This is a genomic window from Rheinheimera sediminis, assembly GCF_004005375.1.
Classification (GTDB): Bacteria; Pseudomonadota; Gammaproteobacteria; order Enterobacterales; family Alteromonadaceae; genus Pararheinheimera.
This window is the reverse complement of sequence record NZ_RZUF01000008.1, coordinates 83,526-100,925: the sequence shown is the minus strand read 5'-3', so window position 1 is coordinate 100,925 and position 17,400 is coordinate 83,526. Positions and strand designations below refer to the sequence as shown.

Here is a 17,400-nt window from a genome sequence, read left to right as displayed (position 1 = left end):
AAGCCGAAGCTGCGGCCAGTTTTCGCTTGGAAAAACGAGTAAAGCAGGTAAACTAAGTAAAGTTTTTTGCTGGATCTAACTACTATAAAATCTGGAGTTGTAGGGTGCTGAAATTAGTAAAAATCACTGCATTTGCTGCATTATTTGCCGCATTGCCTATATCTGCTGTGACACCATCACCAGCCATGATAGCGCAGATTCAAAATTTGTCTCCTGCAGAACAGCAGCGCTTAGCTAAGCAATATGGGATTGAATTACCAGCAGGGGCAGGTGCAAACAGTACTTCTTCTCAGGCTGAACCTGAAGTTTTGATTCCAAAGCAACACTCCGCTATTAGAGAACAATCGCTTCTGAACTCAGACAAACTAGCAGTTGATTACGACCAAACGCCTAAACGCTTTGGTATGGCAATGTTTGATTCACAGATCAGTACCTTCGCTCCTATAGATAATGCGCCTGTTGCTGAAAACTACCGCTTAGGCCCGGATGATATTGTGTTGTTGCAATTGTTTGGCAAACAAAATAGCAGTGAAGAATTAAAAGTAAGCCGCACTGGCACAATAAGTTTGCCTGAAATAGGCCCTGTTAATGTCAATGGTTTAACTGTAGCCCAAGCCTCAGATCTTATTGTTAACAAAGTGCGCGAAGCCATGATAGGTGTTGACGCTGTTGTTACTATGGGAAAATTACGCACCATCAATATTTTTGTAGCTGGTGAAGCAAAAACACCAGGCATGTTTGCTGTTTCCGCTTTAACTAATGTAACTCAGGCTTTATATGTAGCTGGTGGTGTATCTGAAATCGGCAGCTTGCGAGACATTCAGGTCAAACGCAACGGCGAAACTGTAGCTCGTTTTGATTTATATAACCTGTTATTGCGTGGTGACAACAGTGGTGATATTCAACTGAAACATGGTGATGTTATTTTTGTCGCACCATTAAAAGCCACAGTTGAAGCCACAGGTGAAGTAAAACGCCCTGCTGTTTATGAAATCAAATCAGGCGAAACTATAGACAACTTATTATCTATGGTTGGTGGCACCAAAGCTGGTGCTTATCCTCAGTCTGTAGTGCTCGAACGTTTTGATAGTAATAACTTACGTAATTTGTTAAATCTTGATCTGACCAATGCTGTAAATAAGCAAATGTCTTTGCGAGATGGTGATGTGTTAAGCGTCTCAGCAACTTCTCCCCGTATCGAACATCAGGTGACTTTAGTGGGGGCTGTAGTGCGCCCTGGCCAGTATTCATGGCGGCAAGGTTTAAGAGTTACTGACCTTGTTAAATCATTCTGGGCTGATCTGCATATGACGGCAGATTTAGATTACGCACTGATAGTTCGTGAAGTTAACGATGCCGGTGATGTCAAAGTTCTACAGTTTGCATTAGCTAATGCCGTAAATCAGCCGCAAAGCGCAGATAATATAGAGTTAAAACCACGCGATTTAGTCTTAGTTTTTAACTATGCCGAGCAAGCCGTTAACAGAACAGCGTTAAACGACTATTTTCGTAAAGAACTCCAGAAGCGTTTTCATATCAGCGAGGACGTGCGCTGGGCTGCAGGTCAGGATTTATCGGCTATAGGATTCAGCAAACTCTCAGAAAGTAAAGAATACAGAGCCGCCAATAGCTTATCTGTTGGAGTGACCAATGATGTTGGGGGGCAAAAAATTGTCGACTCTCAGCAGGGCAATGAACAACGTCGCGTGAGTGAGCAAGCTACGATAGTTGGCTCTACTGGTGCTGAAGCATTACCCGGAATTATGCAGCATGTAATGTCAAAGCTTTTTTATGATAAAGATCTGCTGGCATTATCAGCTAGTTTTAAACGTACAGAGCTGATGTATCCGCTTATAGAAAAACTGAAGATGCAAGCCCGTAACGGTGCTACCCCCTTATTGGTGCGTGTAAGTGGTGAAGTTAGAGTTCCTGGCGAATATCCGTTGGTTGAAGGTGCTAATTTAAAACATTTGATTGCTGCAGCTAGCGGTTTAACTGACTCTGCTTATTTAGGTCGCGCAGAATTAACCAGAGCTGACGCAGTAAGCAGCAATACAAATTCTGTGGAAGTGAAAAATGTCGCGGTAAATCTCGACGCAGCCTTTAAAGGCGATGAGGTTATTCAGCTTCAAAGTCGCGACAGACTGAATGTTTTTGCAATCCCTGATTGGAATATAGAACGAGCCATTGAAATTCGTGGAGAGGTCAAGTTTCCTGGCCGCTACACAATTCAACGTGGTGAAATGTTATCTGATGTAATTGAACGTGCTGGTGGCTTAAGTCGCAATGCTTTTATGCAAGGTGTGGTGTATACCCGTGAAAGCGTAAAAGAACGTGAACGTCTGCAACTCAAGAAGCTGACTGACCAATTGCGCGCTGACATAGCAACAAAAAGTTTGTCTGAGGCTGGCATACAAACATCACCACAAGAAGCAATGCTGATGATCGACCAGTTAGAAAAACAACCTCCAGTTGGTCGATTAGTACTTGATGTTCCAGCAATTTTAGCTGGCGATATCACTGCAGACATTCCTGTGGAAGATGGTGACTTGTTTTATATTCCGCGCACTGATTATACAGTTTCGGTTGTCGGTGAAGTACAGCATGCCAGTAGCCACAGATTTAAAGACAATATGACGGTTGACGATTATCTGAACCTTGCTGGAGGCCTGCGTAAGCGTGCTGATGAAGAACGTATTTATGTGATCAAAGCAAATGGTTCAGTGGTTATACCATCTACAAAAGGCTGGTTTGCGGTGAAGAGCTCTCAGCTTGAACCTGGCGATGCCATTATTGTCCCTGTGGATACTGAATATAAAGACAGTTTAGGTCTTTGGACCTCTGTTACGCAGATATTCTATCAATCAGCCGTTGCTTTAGCTGCATTGAATTCATTCTGATAGTATTTGTGAGCGTTTTTTAATAAAAGTATTAGGCAGTTAATTATTCTATCGCACTGATAGGCATGATTTATGTCAATTCGTTTTCATTCGTTTTAATATTGGTGTTCGTAAATGATTCACGATAAAAATAGCACAAATAATGAGCTTGTGAATAAATCCGGTGATGACGAGATAGACTTAATTGGTCTCCTTTCACTTATCTGGAAGGGAAAGTTAACCATCATTTTAGTTACCTTTTTATTTGGAGCTTCTTCGATTTATTACTCGCTAGGTTTGAGTGATATATACAGAAGTGAATTGTTAATGGTTCCTGCTGAACAAAAAAATTCCAGTGTATTACCTGGGCAGTTAGGTGGTTTAGCTGCAATGGCAGGAGTAAATTTAGGTTCTGGTGGAATAGACAAAACAACAATAGCGTTACAGACTTTACAATCCAGAGATTTCATTTCGAAATTTATTAGAAAACACAATATACTAGTGGAACTTATGGCAGCTAAAGGCTGGGATCGGCAAAGTAATACATTAGCTATCGACGGGAGTTTATATAGTGTTAAGGATATGTCTTGGATAAGAAATGTTAAAGCACCAAGAAAACCTGAGCCATCGATGCAAGAGGCTTATGCTGTTTTTAGTGATCTTTTTAAGTTATCAAAAGACATAAAATCAGGATTGATTACTTTGGAGTTTAAACATTATTCTCCGTTTCTCGCAAAGCAGATACTTGACTGGCTAGTTGCTGATATAAATCAGGATATGAAGTTAAAAGATATTCAAGAGGCTGAAAAAAGTATTGTGTATTTAGAGCAACAAATTTTAAAAACTAATATATCTGAGGTTAAAACAACTTTATTTTCATTAATTGAAGAACAGACTAAAACTTTGATGCTTGCAAATTCTCGTGACGAATATATGTTCAAAATGATTGATTCGGCGTTTGTTCCTGAAATGAAATATGAGCCGAGACGTTCGATTATTGTCGTTGTTACCACCTTTTTCGGTTGCATTTTCGGAGTTTTTGTTGTTCTGCTCTTTCCAAGACTAAGAAATTGAATAGTAGATAAAATTTTTAATTGACATAGGCATTTATAATGAAGAAAAAAGCGTTAATCACTGGTGTAACAGGTCAAGATGGCTCTTATTTGGCCGAGTTTTTATTGGAAAAAGGTTATGAAGTTCATGGTATTAAACGCCGTGCTTCATCTTTTAACACACAACGTGTGGATCATATTTATCAGGACCCGCACATAGATAATAAAAATTTTATCCTTCATTACGGTGATTTGACGGATTCATCAAACCTTACGCGTATACTGCAGGAGGTTCAGCCAGACGAAGTGTACAATTTAGGTGCACAAAGCCATGTTGCCGTAAGTTTTGAATCGCCGGAGTACACTGCTGATGTAGATGCAATGGGTACTCTAAGGTTACTTGAGGCAATTCGCTTGCTAGGTTTGGAAAAGAAAACCCGCTTTTATCAAGCTTCAACGTCAGAGCTCTATGGTTTAGTGCAGGAAATACCGCAGAAAGAGACTACGCCTTTTTACCCACGTTCTCCTTACGCTGTTGCCAAAATGTATGCCTACTGGATCACTGTTAACTACCGCGAATCCTATGGTATGTATGCTTGTAACGGTATTCTGTTTAACCATGAATCTCCGCGCCGTGGCGAAACTTTTGTTACCCGTAAAATTACTCGTGGCTTATCAAATATTGCCCAAGGTTTAGAGTCCTGCCTGTACATGGGCAACATGGATGCTTTGCGTGACTGGGGTCATGCGAAAGACTATGTACGTATGCAATGGATGATGTTGCAGCAAGAGCAGCCAGACGATTTCGTAATTGCGACGGGTGTGCAATATTCGGTTCGTGAGTTTATCAGCTGGTCGGCAAAAGAATTAGGCGTCACTTTGCGTTTCGAAGGCCAGGGTGTTGATGAAATTGCTGTTGTTGAACAAATCGAAGGTGATAACGCTCCGGCACTGAAAGTGGGAGATGTTATTGTAAAAGTTGATCCTCGTTATTTCCGACCTGCCGAGGTGGAAACTTTATTAGGTGACCCAACTAAAGCGAAGCAAGTATTAGGTTGGGTGCCCGAAATTACCACACAGGAAATGTGTGCTGAAATGGTTGCAGCCGATCTAAAATCAGCAAAGCGCCATGCTTTATTAAAAGCGCATGGCTATGAGTTGCCAGTATCTGTAGAGTAACGACTAGTGTTCTGAAACCACAATATATCCTTGTGTATTGTGGTTTTCATATTTGAGGTTTTCATGAAAAAGATATTTGTTGCTGGTCATAACGGTATGGTTGGCTCGGCTATAGTGCGGCAGCTTGAAAAAAGCGGAACAGCAGAGGTTATTACCAGAACTCGCAAAGAATTAGATCTGACTAATCAGTCGGCTGTTCAACAGTTTTTTGCTGAACAAAATGTAGACCAGATATACCTGGCCGCGGCTAAGGTTGGGGGCATTATCGCTAACAATACCTACCCTGCCGACTTTATTTATGAAAACTTAATGATACAAGCCAACATTATTCATGCAGCTCATGTTAACAACGTACAACAGTTACTTTTTCTCGGTTCCAGCTGTATTTATCCGAAACTTGCTGCTCAGCCTATGGCTGAAGATGCTTTGTTAACAGGCACTTTAGAGCCAACCAACGAGCCTTATGCTTTAGCGAAAATTGCAGGTATTAAGTTGTGTGAAAGTTATCAAAGACAATATGGCCGTGATTACCGTAGTGTAATGCCAACAAATTTGTACGGTCCTAATGATAATTTTCATCCTGACAATAGTCATGTAATACCGGCATTGCTAAGACGCTTCCATGAAGCAAAGCTTGCAAATGCTACAGAAGTTATTGCTTGGGGGTCAGGTTCGCCAATGCGCGAGTTTTTGTATGTTGATGATATGGCAGCAGCAAGCATTTTTGTGATGGAACTTGATAAGTCGACTTACGATAAGCACACCAGCGCTATGTTAAGCCACATTAATGTAGGCACTGGCTTAGATTGTACGATCAAAGAGTTAACTGAAACTGTAGCTAAGGTTGTTGGCTACACCGGTAACATCGTATGGGATACCACTAAACCTGATGGTGCACCACGCAAACTGATGAATGTTGACCGTCTTAAAGAGCTAGGCTGGCAGTATTCTGTTGATTTGGAATCAGGGCTGGAAAGCACTTACGAATGGTTTTTAGACAACCAGGAAGTGTTTAGAAAATAATGCTTAGCGTTGAAGATTTCAAGCAAGTGGTTAAGACTGCTCCACTGTTTTCTATTGATTTAGTCGTACTGAACGAAAAGCATGAAATGTTGGTTGGTTTACGTAAGAACGAACCAGCAAGCGATTTTTGGTTTGTACCTGGCGGTCGTACCTATAAAGGTGAAACTATAGTAGAGGCTTTTAGACGTATCACAGCAGCAGAGCTTGGGCGCTCATTTGAACGCGAATCTTCTGTAATGCTTGGTATCTATGACCATTTTTACGAAAACAGTTGTTTCGATGAGTCAGTATCAACTCATTATATTAATGCCCCACATTTCATGTTAGTAAATAGTAAAGAGTTGAAGCTCCCATTAGTACAACATCACAATTATCGTTGGGTTCCTATTCAAGCTGTTGAGGTTGATGAGACAATACATCGTTTTAGCAAAGTCTTTCTCTCAGACTTATTAAGTTATCTGAATTAGATGAGCATTTATTTAAAATAGATATGGGATAGCTGAGAGCTCAGAGCATCAATATGAATGATTTAAAAATAAACACCCGTGAAGCGAAGCAATTTGTCGGAAATGCTGCTGAGACTATTCTGAATTCAGCGTTGAAGTTTGGCTTAGTTTTTGAGTACAGCTGCAAGACTGGTCAGTGTGGCGTGTGCAAAACAAAAGTGATTTCCGGCACCATAGCTGAACTGCAAACACAACTCGCGCTAACTGAACATGATCGGGCTGAGAATAAAATTCTCACTTGTTGTTGTGCTCCAAGTTCAGACCTGTTGATTGATGCTGAAGATTTAGGCGCATTACATGGCATTGATATTAAAACTTTGCCCTGTCGGATTAAACACATCACACGTTTTTCCGATGAGTTGATAGGCGTAACTCTCAGACTTCCACCAACGGCTCATTTTAAGTTTTTGGAAGGCCAATATATAGATATAATAGGTCCTAATAGCATTCGGAGAAGTTATTCGGTAGCTAGCACAGCTGAGCAGAACGACATAGTTCTTTTTATTAAGCGTTTCGAAAATGGAAAAATGAGTAATTATTGGTTTAATCAGGCAAAAGAGAATGATTTGTTAAGAATGGAAGGCCCTAAGGGAACATTCTTTTTACGTGACAGTAAGCAAGATTTGGTCTTTTTGGCTACAGGCACCGGAATAGCACCCATTATTTCAATTCTGTCCGGTTTAGATAATGACCCGGATTTTGTACAAAGTGGCCCAATCAGTTTGTATTGGGGGAATCGTTTCCCTGAAGAGTTTTTCTGGACACATTCTTTTAAAAAACTGCAAGTAAACGTGAATTATGTGCTGTCGAGAAAGGCTGATAACTGGCCTCATCATACTGGCTATGTCCAGGATGTTGCTTTGGCATCAGATCACAATATGGCAAAGTCAGCTGTTTACGCTTGTGGTTCAAATATAATGATTCAGTCAGCAAAGGAGCGCTTTTTAGCTTCAGGATTAGCGGAAAATAAATTTTACTCAGACGCTTTTGTGCAAAGTTATTAGATTACTTAAATAGGAAATGAACAGATGAAAGCAGTGATCCTTGCTGGTGGCCTTGGTACCAGACTCAGTGAAGAGACCAGTACAAGACCCAAACCTATGATCGAAATAGGTGGTAAACCAATACTCTGGCATATCATGAAAATGTATTCAGCTCATGGTGTAAATGAGTTCGTCATTTGTTGTGGTTACAAAGGATATGTAATCAAAGAGTATTTCGCCAATTACTTCTTGCATCAATCAGATGTCACTTTCGCTATGCATGATAATCAGATGAAAGTTCATCAGAAACGAGCTGAGCCTTGGGTTGTAACTTTAGTTGATACAGGCGACGAATCAATGACTGGTGGCCGCTTAAAACGAGTTGCTGATTACGTTAAGGACGAAGAAGCGTTTTGTTTTACCTATGGTGATGGTGTGGGTGATATTAATATTGCCGAAACTATAGCGTTCCATAAAACTCACGGAAAGGATGCTACTTTAACTGCAACCTACCCACCTGGTCGGTTTGGAGCTTTAGACATCAATAAGGGTCAGGTACTGAGCTTTAAGGAAAAACCTAAAGGCGATGGGGCCATGATTAATGGTGGTTTTTTTGTGTTATCGCCTAAAGTACTCAGCCGCATTACTGCTGATTCAACTATATGGGAACAAGAGCCCTTGATAACTCTTGCTGAAGATAAGCAACTTATGGCCTATGAGCATCATGGCTTCTGGCAACCCATGGATACGTTACGTGATAAAGTCCATTTGGAATCCTTGTGGCAGTCAGGCAAAGCTCCCTGGAAAGTGTGGGAATAAAAGAGAATATGATGGTTAATCCAGACTTTTGGCGTAACAAGCGCGTTTTCGTTACTGGTCATACAGGCTTCAAGGGCAGTTGGTTGTCTATTTGGTTACATCTGATGGGCGCCAAAGTCAAGGGTTATGCACTAATCCCACCGACAACACCCAGCTTATATAATGAAGCCAAGGTAGGATCTTTAGTAGAATCGGAGATTGGTGATATACGTGATTTTGAACAATTAAAATCCAGTATATTAGCTTTTGAGCCTGAGATACTGATCCATATGGCAGCTCAGCCTTTAGTTCGTTTGTCTTACAGAGAACCTTTGGAGACTTATGACATAAATGTTATGGGCACAGCCAAAGTGTTGGAAGCAGCAAAAGTCTGTAAGTATCTGAAAGCTATAGTCAGCGTGACTACAGATAAATGCTATGAGAATAAAGAATGGGAGTGGGGTTACAGAGAAGATGAACCTATGGGCGGGTTTGACCCTTATAGCAGCTCTAAAGGCTGTGCCGAATTAGTGACATCTGCTTACCGACGTTCTTTTATGCAGGAAAAAGGTATTGGTTTGGCTTCTGCTCGGGCTGGTAATGTGATTGGTGGCGGTGATTGGGCTGATGATCGCCTGATCCCTGACATTTTGAGTGCGTTTGAACGCAACGAGCCTGTAGTGATTCGCAACCCTAAATCGACCAGGCCTTGGCAACACGTTTTAGAACCATTGTCAGGCTATTTGGTTTTAGCCCAGAAACTCTATGAAGAGCCAACTAAGTATGCAGAAGGCTGGAACTTTGGTCCTTTTGAAGGCGATGCTAAACCAGTAGATTGGATTTTAAGTAAAATGACAGCGCTGTGGCCAAACTCCTCATGGAAGCTTGATAACGACGCTCATCCACACGAAGCTGGCTATTTAAAGTTAGATGTATCAAAAGCCAAAAAGCATTTGGGATGGGGTCCAACCTGGCGCTTGGAACAGACATTAACGCGAATAATACTGTGGCAACAGGCATGGTTGAATAAGCATGATATGCAAAAAGCCTGTGCAGAAGAAATAAACGATTATATGAGAGATATGAATAATGCAGACAACTGATTCTTTAAGAAAACAAATAGCAGACTTAGTAGAGCAGTATGCCAAAGTGCAATATGCAGAAAAACTATTTATTGCTGGTCAGACTCCAATTCCGCCTTCAGGTAAAGTGATAGGTGCTACCGAATTGCAGTATATGGTTGACGCTTCCTTAGACGGCTGGTTAACCACAGGTCGTTTTAATGAGCAGTTTGAAAAAGAACTGGCAGCTTTTATCGGTATAAAACACCTAATTACTGTTAACTCTGGTTCTTCTGCAAATCTCGTTGCGTTCAGCACTTTGACTTCGCCAAAACTAGGTGAAAGGGCTATTAAAAAAGGTGATGAAGTTATCGGTGTCGCAGCGGGCTTTCCAACTACTGTGAACCCTATAGTGCAATTTGGTGCTATACCGGTGTTTGTCGATGTGGATATGGCTACTCATAATATCGACGCCGATTTAATCGAGGCAGCAATCACACCGAAGACAAAAGCTATTATGCTGGCTCACACTTTAGGTAACCCATTTAACCTGGCGAAAGTGAAAGCTCTTTGTGAAAAATATGGTCTTTGGTTAGTCGAAGATTGTTGTGATGCACTAGGTGCTAAATTTGACGGTAAGATGGTTGGCACTTGGGGTGATATCGCAACGCTGAGCTTTTATCCGGCTCACCATATGACCATGGGTGAAGGCGGCGCTGTATTCACCAACAACTCAGAGTTGATTAGTATTGCTGAGTCTTTTAGAGACTGGGGCCGTGACTGCTACTGTAAGCCTGGTTGTGACAATACTTGTGGTACTAGATTTAGTATGAAATTAGGTAGCCTACCAGCGGGTTATGATCATAAATATACCTACTCACACTTGGGATACAACCTCAAAATCACCGATATGCAAGCTGCCTGTGGTTTGGCTCAGTTGAAGCGCCTTCCTGAGTTTATTGCCAAGCGTAATTCCAACTTTGAGTATTTAAAGAATCGTCTGGAATCTTTATCCGAATATATCGACGTTGCTAAACCAACTGAAAACTCAGAGCCTTCCTGGTTTGGTTTTCCTATTACAGTGAAAAACTCAGCTGGTGTAAATCGCACTGACCTGACTAAATATCTCGATCAGCATAAAATTGGAACCCGGTTATTGTTTGCGGGCAATTTGATCAGACAACCTTATTTTCACAATCTTGAGTATAAGGTTGTAGGTGAACTGATGAACACCGACAATACAATGAACAACACTATTTGGGTTGGTATCTATCCTGGTTTAGGTGAAGAACATTTGAATTTCATAGCTGAAAAATTAGAAGAATTCTTTGGTGTAAATTTCTAATGACCAAAGCCACTGTTTTATTAACTGGTGCGACTGGATTTTTGGGTAGTAACCTACTCAAAGCGCTGTTAGATCAGGAATATAAAGTTGTTATTCTAAAACGTTCAACCTCAGATATTTGGCGTATCAAACAGTACATGGATCGGGTTGTAAGCTACAACATTGACATTGACCCTATATCACTTGCTTTTGAACAGCAACGGATTGACTGCGTCATTCATACAGCCTGTCACTATGGACGTAACGGGGACTCTTTACATCTTATTGTAGAGAGTAACCTTATGTTTGGTTTAAAGGTGCTGGATGCTGCAATAGCTCATAATGTAAATACCTTTATAAACACGGATTCTATGTTGCCAAGAGAGTTAAACGCATACAGCTTATCAAAAAAACAGTTGGTAGATTGGTTAAAACAGCAATCCGAAAAAATTCAAGTGATCAATCTGAAGCTTGAGCATATGTACGGTCCTAAAGACGATACGACTAAATTTGTTCCTTGGGTCGTATCGCAACTTAGGCAAAATAAAATAGAAATTAAACTTACCAAAGGCGAACAGCAGCGTGATTTTATTTATATCGACGATGTTGTTTCTGCTTTCTTAACTGTTTTCGATAACATTCGTAGTTTGGGTCAGTTCAGTGAGTTTGACGTCGGGACTGGTAAGTTAATTTCGGTTAAATCATTTTTATTGCAACTTAAGCAAGCTTACGAGGATAGTTTTGGTGCATCGCCTACCACACTAGCTTTTGGTTTATTGCCTTATCGTGATGGCGAAATGATGACTGTTGAAGTTAACAATCAGGCCTTAATCAGCTTGGGGTGGTCACCAAAAATATGCCTAAAGCAAGGTATCGAAAATAGTTTAAAGGAAAGTATATGAAGTACTTAATAACGGGTGGTTGTGGTTTTTTAGGCTCAAATATTGCCAGTGAGCTATTGAAGCAAGGCCAAGAGGTAATCATATTCGACAGCCTTTATCGGTTTGGTAGCAATCAAAACTTAGAATGGTTGAGAACTCAAGGTCAATTTGAGTTTATCCACGGTGATATACGAAATACCAATGATGTTGAGAGAACTATTAAGCAGCATAAACCTGATGTGATTTACCATTTGGCGGGGCAGGTAGCTATGACAACATCTATTGCTGATCCTCGAATGGATTTTGAGGTAAATGTTGGCGGCAGTTTTAATCTACTGAATGCGGTACGCCTATATTCGCCAGAAAGCGCGATTATTTATTCTTCTACTAATAAGGTATACGGCGATCTTGAGCAATTTCGATATAAAGAGACTGAAACCCGCTACGAATGTGTTGATAAGCCAAATGGTTTTGATGAAGCTGTTAACTTAGACTTTCATTCTCCTTATGGCACATCCAAAGGAAGTGCCGATCAGTATATGCTCGATTTTGCAAGAATTTATGGATTAAAGACAGCAGTTTTTCGTCATTCATCTATGTTTGGTGGTCGTCAGTTCGCAACATTCGATCAGGGGTGGGTCGGTTGGTTTACACAAAAGGCTATTGAAACTAAAACAGGTAATTTGGCAGAGCCTTTCACAATTTCAGGAAATGGAAAACAAGTACGTGATTTACTTTATGCAACTGATTGTGTTGCTCTCTACTTGGATGCGGCTAAAAAAATTAGTGAGATAAAAGGAAAAGCTTTTAACATTGGTGGTGGTATTGATAACTCGTCATCTTTGTTAGAGCTATTTAGCTTTTTAGAGCTAGAGCTTGATATTGAAATGACCTATAAACAATTGCCGGTTAGAGAAAGTGATCAGCGGGTATTTGTTTCCGATATTACGCAAGCTAAAAATTGTTTAGGCTGGCATCCTAAAGTTAGTAAGGTCGAAGGTATCCGTAAGATGATTGAATGGGTATCGACCAAGTGAGTTTATCTAATGTTAGAAGCAACAATTATTTTACCCAACTAAAAGTATCTGCTTTGTATAAAGTTGTCGCGATAGCTGCTTCTTTCATCGCTTTACCAATAATGCTTAAATATTTGGGCCCAGAACGTTTTGGTATTTGGACTACGATGCTCACACTACTAACGTGGGTCATGTTATTTGATTTAGGTATCGGGAATGGCTTAAAAAATAAAGTATCTGAAAGTATAGCGAAAGATAATTCAAATTACGCCGCTGAATACATCTCAACGGCGTATATGCTAATAGGCTTAATTTCTTTTATACTATTTGCGAGTTTTCTAATAGCAGCTATATGGTTGCCGTGGCAGAGTATATTTAATACTCAATTTGTTTCCGAAGTAGATTTGAAAAGCTCTGTAATTACTCTCAGTTTCTTCATTTTTTTTAATTTTTGGATTAGTCTGATAAACCAAATTTATCATGGCCTACAAAAATCTTCTGTAGTTGTTGTAGGTCAGTGCATGTCTAATAGCTTCGCACTTGTATTTATATCTATTCTGTATAATTTTACTGAACCCTCAATTTTATTAATTGTGTATGGGTATGGTTTTGCGTTGGTTTTGACTAACGTCGTTTTTAGCTTATTTCTCTTTAAAAGATATCCTCAGCTAATTCCGACTGGCCGAAAGTTTGATCGCAATAAAATAAAACCATTGCTATCATTAGGTATTAAATTTTTTATCATACAGTTAGCTGTGTTAGTCATTTTTATGACTGATAAAATTTTAATTACCCAGTTACTGGGTCCTGAACATGTAACCCCTTACGAGGTTTTATTTAAGCTGTTCAGCATCATTACAATTTTACACGGTATGATACTTATCCCACTTTGGCCAGCCTACTCTGATGCTTATAATCGTGGTGAATTTGATTGGATCCGTCGAAATATTAAACAACAGTTAAAGATCGCACTTTTCCTTTTTATTTGCACATTTTTAATGGCTGTATTGGGCCCAATAATCGTTAGTATTTGGACTGATGATCTCGTCAGTGTGTCTCCACGATTATACTACCTATTTGCTCTTTTCATTGCCTTTACCATTTGGAGTAACGTATTTGCGTATTTTGTAAATGCGGTTAATAAATTAAATTTGCAGTTATTCACCGCAGTTATTGCCGCAATTGTTAATGTTCCTTTATCAGTTTATTTTGTACGTGTTTTGGATATGGGATTAGAAGGTATTCTCTTAGCAACGGTAATTAGTTTATCGTTTTTCAGCCTTCTAGGCCCAATCCAAGTTTATAGAATTCTTGTAAGGAAAAGATAATGACACCTTTAGTATCTATACTGATCCCAGTATACAATCGAGAGAATATTATTACTGAAACCTTAGAGTCTGCATTAGCTCAGACCCACGATAATATTGAAGTTATAGTTGTTGATAATGCCAGTACAGATGATACCTGGCGGGTTATAAAAGAATTTGCAGAAAAAGATAGTCGTGTTCTGGCTTTTCGAAATGAGGTTAATCTTGGGCCTGTTCGTAATTGGTTGCTTTGTGTTGAACGTGCCAGAGGAGAAATAGGTAAGATCTTGTGGTCTGATGACTTAATAGCGAAAGATTTTCTTGAAAGAACGTTGCCGTTGCTGCGAAGTGATGTTGGTTTTGTATATACTGGAGTTAAAATATTTACTGACGATAAACCAGATTGTGGCACAACGCACTATCAAATGCAGGATACTGGAATATACGATTCTGTAGATTATATAAACAAAATACTTTCAGATTTGGATGCCCCATTCTCCCCAGGTTGTGCAATTTTCAGGATGAATGATATAAGAAAAAATTTGTGGCTTGACATACCTAATAAAATAAAAAGTGATTTTTCAATGCATGCGATAGGTAATGATTTGATGTTGTTTCTCTTGACCGCTTCGAACTATAAATTTTTTGGTCATGTTACAGAACCTCTTGCATTTTTCCGAGCTCATGGAGGCTCAATAAGTACCTCTTCAACAAATGGTAAACTATTATTACATTACGCTTTAGCAAAGGCTCATTTTGTTGAAAATTTTTTGCCAGCTGAGAAGAATAATTTAGCCGCTAGAATTCAAGTTATGCTTTGGAAATATAAAGATTCTACTGTATATAACATGCATTCGGTTAGTGATTTTTTCAGCACTAATGTTTCGGTGAGTAAAAGAAAAATATTCATGCGTATACTAAAAAAAATACTACGATTGCCAAAAAATTATTTTAATAAATTTTTCAATTAAGAATCTTATTAATGTAGTAGGGGAATGAGCTATTTAGTATTTATCGAGCAAGTATTACTGACGTTTATTTCATTGACACTCTTGCCTTACTTTTTTGAGTTTGATATTTCAAATAAACCAGTTGCAGGTTTTAGTATTTAATATGAGTTTAAAGTATGAAAATTTCTGTAGTGGTAGCGGTATTTAATGGTGAGAAGACTATTCGATCTTGCATTGATAGTTTCTTAAAACAAACATACTCAGAAAAAGAACTAATAGTTTTCGACGGGCATTCCACCGATAGCACTAGAAGTATTTTGCAGCAGTATGATAAAGAGATAAGTTATTGGAAATCAGAAAAGGATTCAGGAATTGCTGATGCTTGGAATAAAGCATTAAAACACGTTACTGGAGAGTGGGTAATATTTTTAGGTGCGGATGATCAGTTTTATAGCGTTGATGTGTTCGAGCGAATGGCTGCAGTGTTGAAAGAGAGTGTCGCTGATTTCGTGTTTGGTCAAATTGTGTTTGACGGTGGAGAATATGAAGGTATTCGAATAGGTAAGGAAACCACTTTAGCCGAATTAAAAAGAAAGATGACGTTTCCTCATACTGCTACTTTTAATAGAGTTGAATTTTTGCAAGAATTGGGTGACTTTGATGAGTCGTTTAAAATTGCGATTGATTATGAGCTGGTTTTAAGAAAAAAAGATTTAACTTTTTCATTCTATAATATGCCAATAGCTTTGATGGGATGTGAGGGAGTTAGCTCTCGTTTAGTCAAAGAGACTTTTAAAGAGTTTAGACGAGCGCAGTTAAAAAATAAGACTGACTACAAGGTGTTAATTTATTATTGGTATATAGCAAACAGGGTCAAAAAGAAATTGGTTGATCTTTTGCAATCAACAAAAAGACTGCTGTTATAGATTTTATAAAAAGAACGTTGCTAAGATTAAAATGAATATACTACAAATTAATGTATGCCTTGATAAAGGCGGTGCAGCAAAAGTTGCTCTTGATTTGCACAATAATTTACAAAAAATTGATGTAAACAGTCAGTTTGCGTATGGTTGGGGTGTTAAGGGAGGCAAGAGTGATTCTGAATCAAATGTTAAGAATTGCTTTCGGATAGGATCAAAACCTCAAGTAATAGCTAATTTTGTATTCCATAATCTTTTCGGGTTTGATTTGTTCAGCCCTTTTGGTGTTGGGCGTAGTAAGCTAATTGACGCGATAAAAATGGCTGATGTCGTTCATTTGCATGTGATTCATAGTTATTTCATTAGATTTTCATGGATTCTTGACGCAATAGCTAGTGCTAATAAACCTGTAGTTTGGACTTCGCATGATTACTGGATTCTTACAGGTAGGTGTTCTTCCGTAGGGGATTGTAATAAGTGGCAAAGTGGTTGTGGTCATTGTCCTAATTTATCAAGCTATCCGGCTACCTTTGTGGATTTTTCTGCAACAGAATTCAAAAGAAAACGAATGTACCTAAGTAAAATTAGCTCAAATTTGGTTTTAGTTTCTCCTTCCAGTTTTCTTGCTAATGAGCTTAAAACAGAATTACCTAACGTAGACGTTTGCCATATTCCAAATTGGTTAGACAAGAACTTTGAAGACGCTTGTCGTAATAATATCTTAGCGAATGAGTTAATTAAACTGCCCTTTGGTTCAGTAAATGTTCTTGTAGTGTCTAATAATTTGGACGACACATCCAAGGTTAATAAGGAATTAATTATTAGCCTGTTAGATGTCGAGGGAGTATTTTTACACACAATTGGTAAAAACTCGCCTTTTTCTGGAAAAAATGTATATAACCATGGCGAAATTACAGACCGTATTGAGATGGTAAAAGTGATATCTTCATGTGATGTTTCCTTATTTACATCTAAAATAGACACTTTCGGATTAGTAATGATTGAGTCTTTGGCATGTGGTGTACCAGTATTAGCTGTAAAAAGTAAAGCAGCTGAGGAAGTACTATTAGCTCTCAACATTAAACCTATAGATTCTTACGCGGATATTATAGAGTTAATCAGGTCAAGAACGTTACCAACAGAATATCTTAATAAGACAAGAGAATCTTTACAAGTCTCGATCTTCGAGAGGTTTGGCCATAGTGCTGCGACACAGAATTATGTGAAAATTTACAAGCGTTTAATTTCGGCTAACAAATTATCATGATAATTAGATACCGTTTTTTTTTACTTTTATCGATAATATTCATTCATTTCATGTTTTTATCCATAAGTAAATTTCCTTTAACCATTGCTCCTTTGGCTATTTGTATATTTTTAACTAGGCACTACCGTATTACCTTTAACAAAAAAAAGTGCTTATTATTATTTTTTGTGATTTTCTGGCCGATATTTATTTTTTTGACATACTCGCTATTTATTAAAACAATTGAAATAACTGAATTTGCAAGTACTTATCTC

At 38.8% G+C, this 17,400-nt stretch carries 15 protein-coding genes; all 15 read left to right on the top strand.

Going from position 1 to position 17,400, the window contains the following annotated elements:
- Positions 1-104: 104 nt before the first annotated feature.
- The 15 genes from EMM73_RS07020 to EMM73_RS06950 all read left to right on the top strand — a co-directional run bounded on the left by EMM73_RS07020 (position 105) and on the right by EMM73_RS06950 (position 17,146).
- Complete coding sequence (locus tag EMM73_RS07020) at positions 105-2,900, top strand: SLBB domain-containing protein (protein ID WP_127685733.1); 2,796 nt, start codon at positions 105-107, stop codon at positions 2,898-2,900.
- A gap of 114 nt (positions 2,901-3,014) precedes the next feature.
- Positions 3,015-3,953, top strand: coding sequence for a Wzz/FepE/Etk N-terminal domain-containing protein (locus tag EMM73_RS07015; protein WP_127685732.1), 939 nt, complete (start codon positions 3,015-3,017; stop codon positions 3,951-3,953).
- A gap of 38 nt (positions 3,954-3,991) precedes the next feature.
- Positions 3,992-5,110 carry a GDP-mannose 4,6-dehydratase gene (gene gmd, locus EMM73_RS07010; protein WP_127685731.1) on the top strand — a complete coding sequence of 373 codons (1,119 nt, stop codon included), beginning with the start codon at positions 3,992-3,994 and terminating at the stop codon, positions 5,108-5,110.
- Positions 5,111-5,173: 63 nt separating this feature from the next.
- Positions 5,174-6,133, top strand: coding sequence for a GDP-L-fucose synthase (gene fcl / locus EMM73_RS07005; RefSeq protein ID WP_127685730.1), 960 nt, complete (start codon positions 5,174-5,176; stop codon positions 6,131-6,133).
- The gene (locus EMM73_RS07000) at positions 6,133-6,600 is read left to right on the top strand and encodes a GDP-mannose mannosyl hydrolase (RefSeq protein ID WP_127685729.1); all 468 of its coding nucleotides are present in this window, start codon (positions 6,133-6,135) and stop codon (positions 6,598-6,600) included. The genes fcl and EMM73_RS07000 overlap by 1 nt, the downstream gene beginning before the upstream one ends.
- Positions 6,601-6,653: 53 nt before the next feature.
- Positions 6,654-7,643 carry an FAD-binding oxidoreductase gene (locus EMM73_RS06995; RefSeq protein WP_127685728.1) on the top strand — a complete coding sequence of 330 codons (990 nt, stop codon included), beginning with the start codon at positions 6,654-6,656 and terminating at the stop codon, positions 7,641-7,643.
- Between the two features lie 24 nt (positions 7,644-7,667).
- The gene (gene rfbF, locus EMM73_RS06990) at positions 7,668-8,441 is read left to right on the top strand and encodes a glucose-1-phosphate cytidylyltransferase (RefSeq protein ID WP_127685727.1); all 774 of its coding nucleotides are present in this window, start codon (positions 7,668-7,670) and stop codon (positions 8,439-8,441) included.
- Between the two features lie 11 nt (positions 8,442-8,452).
- Positions 8,453-9,523, top strand: a complete 1,071-nt coding sequence (gene rfbG / locus EMM73_RS06985) for a CDP-glucose 4,6-dehydratase (protein WP_127685726.1) — start codon at positions 8,453-8,455, stop codon at positions 9,521-9,523.
- On the top strand, positions 9,510-10,826 hold the full coding sequence (gene rfbH, locus EMM73_RS06980) for a lipopolysaccharide biosynthesis protein RfbH (protein ID WP_127685725.1): 1,317 nt from the start codon (positions 9,510-9,512) through the stop codon (positions 10,824-10,826). Before rfbG ends, rfbH begins: the two co-directional genes overlap by 14 nt.
- Positions 10,826-11,707, top strand: a complete 882-nt coding sequence (locus tag EMM73_RS06975) for an NAD-dependent epimerase/dehydratase family protein (RefSeq protein ID WP_127685724.1) — start codon at positions 10,826-10,828, stop codon at positions 11,705-11,707. The genes rfbH and EMM73_RS06975 overlap by 1 nt, the downstream gene beginning before the upstream one ends.
- Positions 11,704-12,723: a GDP-mannose 4,6-dehydratase gene (locus EMM73_RS06970; RefSeq protein WP_127685723.1), complete on the top strand. Its 1,020-nt coding sequence runs from the start codon at positions 11,704-11,706 to the stop codon at positions 12,721-12,723. The genes EMM73_RS06975 and EMM73_RS06970 overlap by 4 nt, the downstream gene beginning before the upstream one ends.
- Entirely contained in the window at positions 12,705-14,030 is a 1,326-nt protein-coding gene (locus EMM73_RS06965; RefSeq protein WP_127685722.1) for an oligosaccharide flippase family protein, read from the top strand. Before EMM73_RS06970 ends, EMM73_RS06965 begins: the two co-directional genes overlap by 19 nt.
- Positions 14,030-14,980 (top strand): glycosyltransferase family 2 protein, encoded by a 951-nt coding sequence (locus EMM73_RS06960; RefSeq protein WP_127685721.1) that lies wholly within the window; start codon positions 14,030-14,032, stop codon positions 14,978-14,980. The genes EMM73_RS06965 and EMM73_RS06960 overlap by 1 nt, the downstream gene beginning before the upstream one ends.
- Before the next feature lie 155 nt (positions 14,981-15,135).
- Positions 15,136-15,885, top strand: coding sequence for a glycosyltransferase family 2 protein (locus EMM73_RS06955; protein WP_127685720.1), 750 nt, complete (start codon positions 15,136-15,138; stop codon positions 15,883-15,885).
- Between the two features lie 31 nt (positions 15,886-15,916).
- On the top strand, positions 15,917-17,146 hold the full coding sequence (locus tag EMM73_RS06950; RefSeq protein WP_127685719.1) for a glycosyltransferase: 1,230 nt from the start codon (positions 15,917-15,919) through the stop codon (positions 17,144-17,146).
- Positions 17,147-17,400 lie beyond the last annotated feature (254 nt).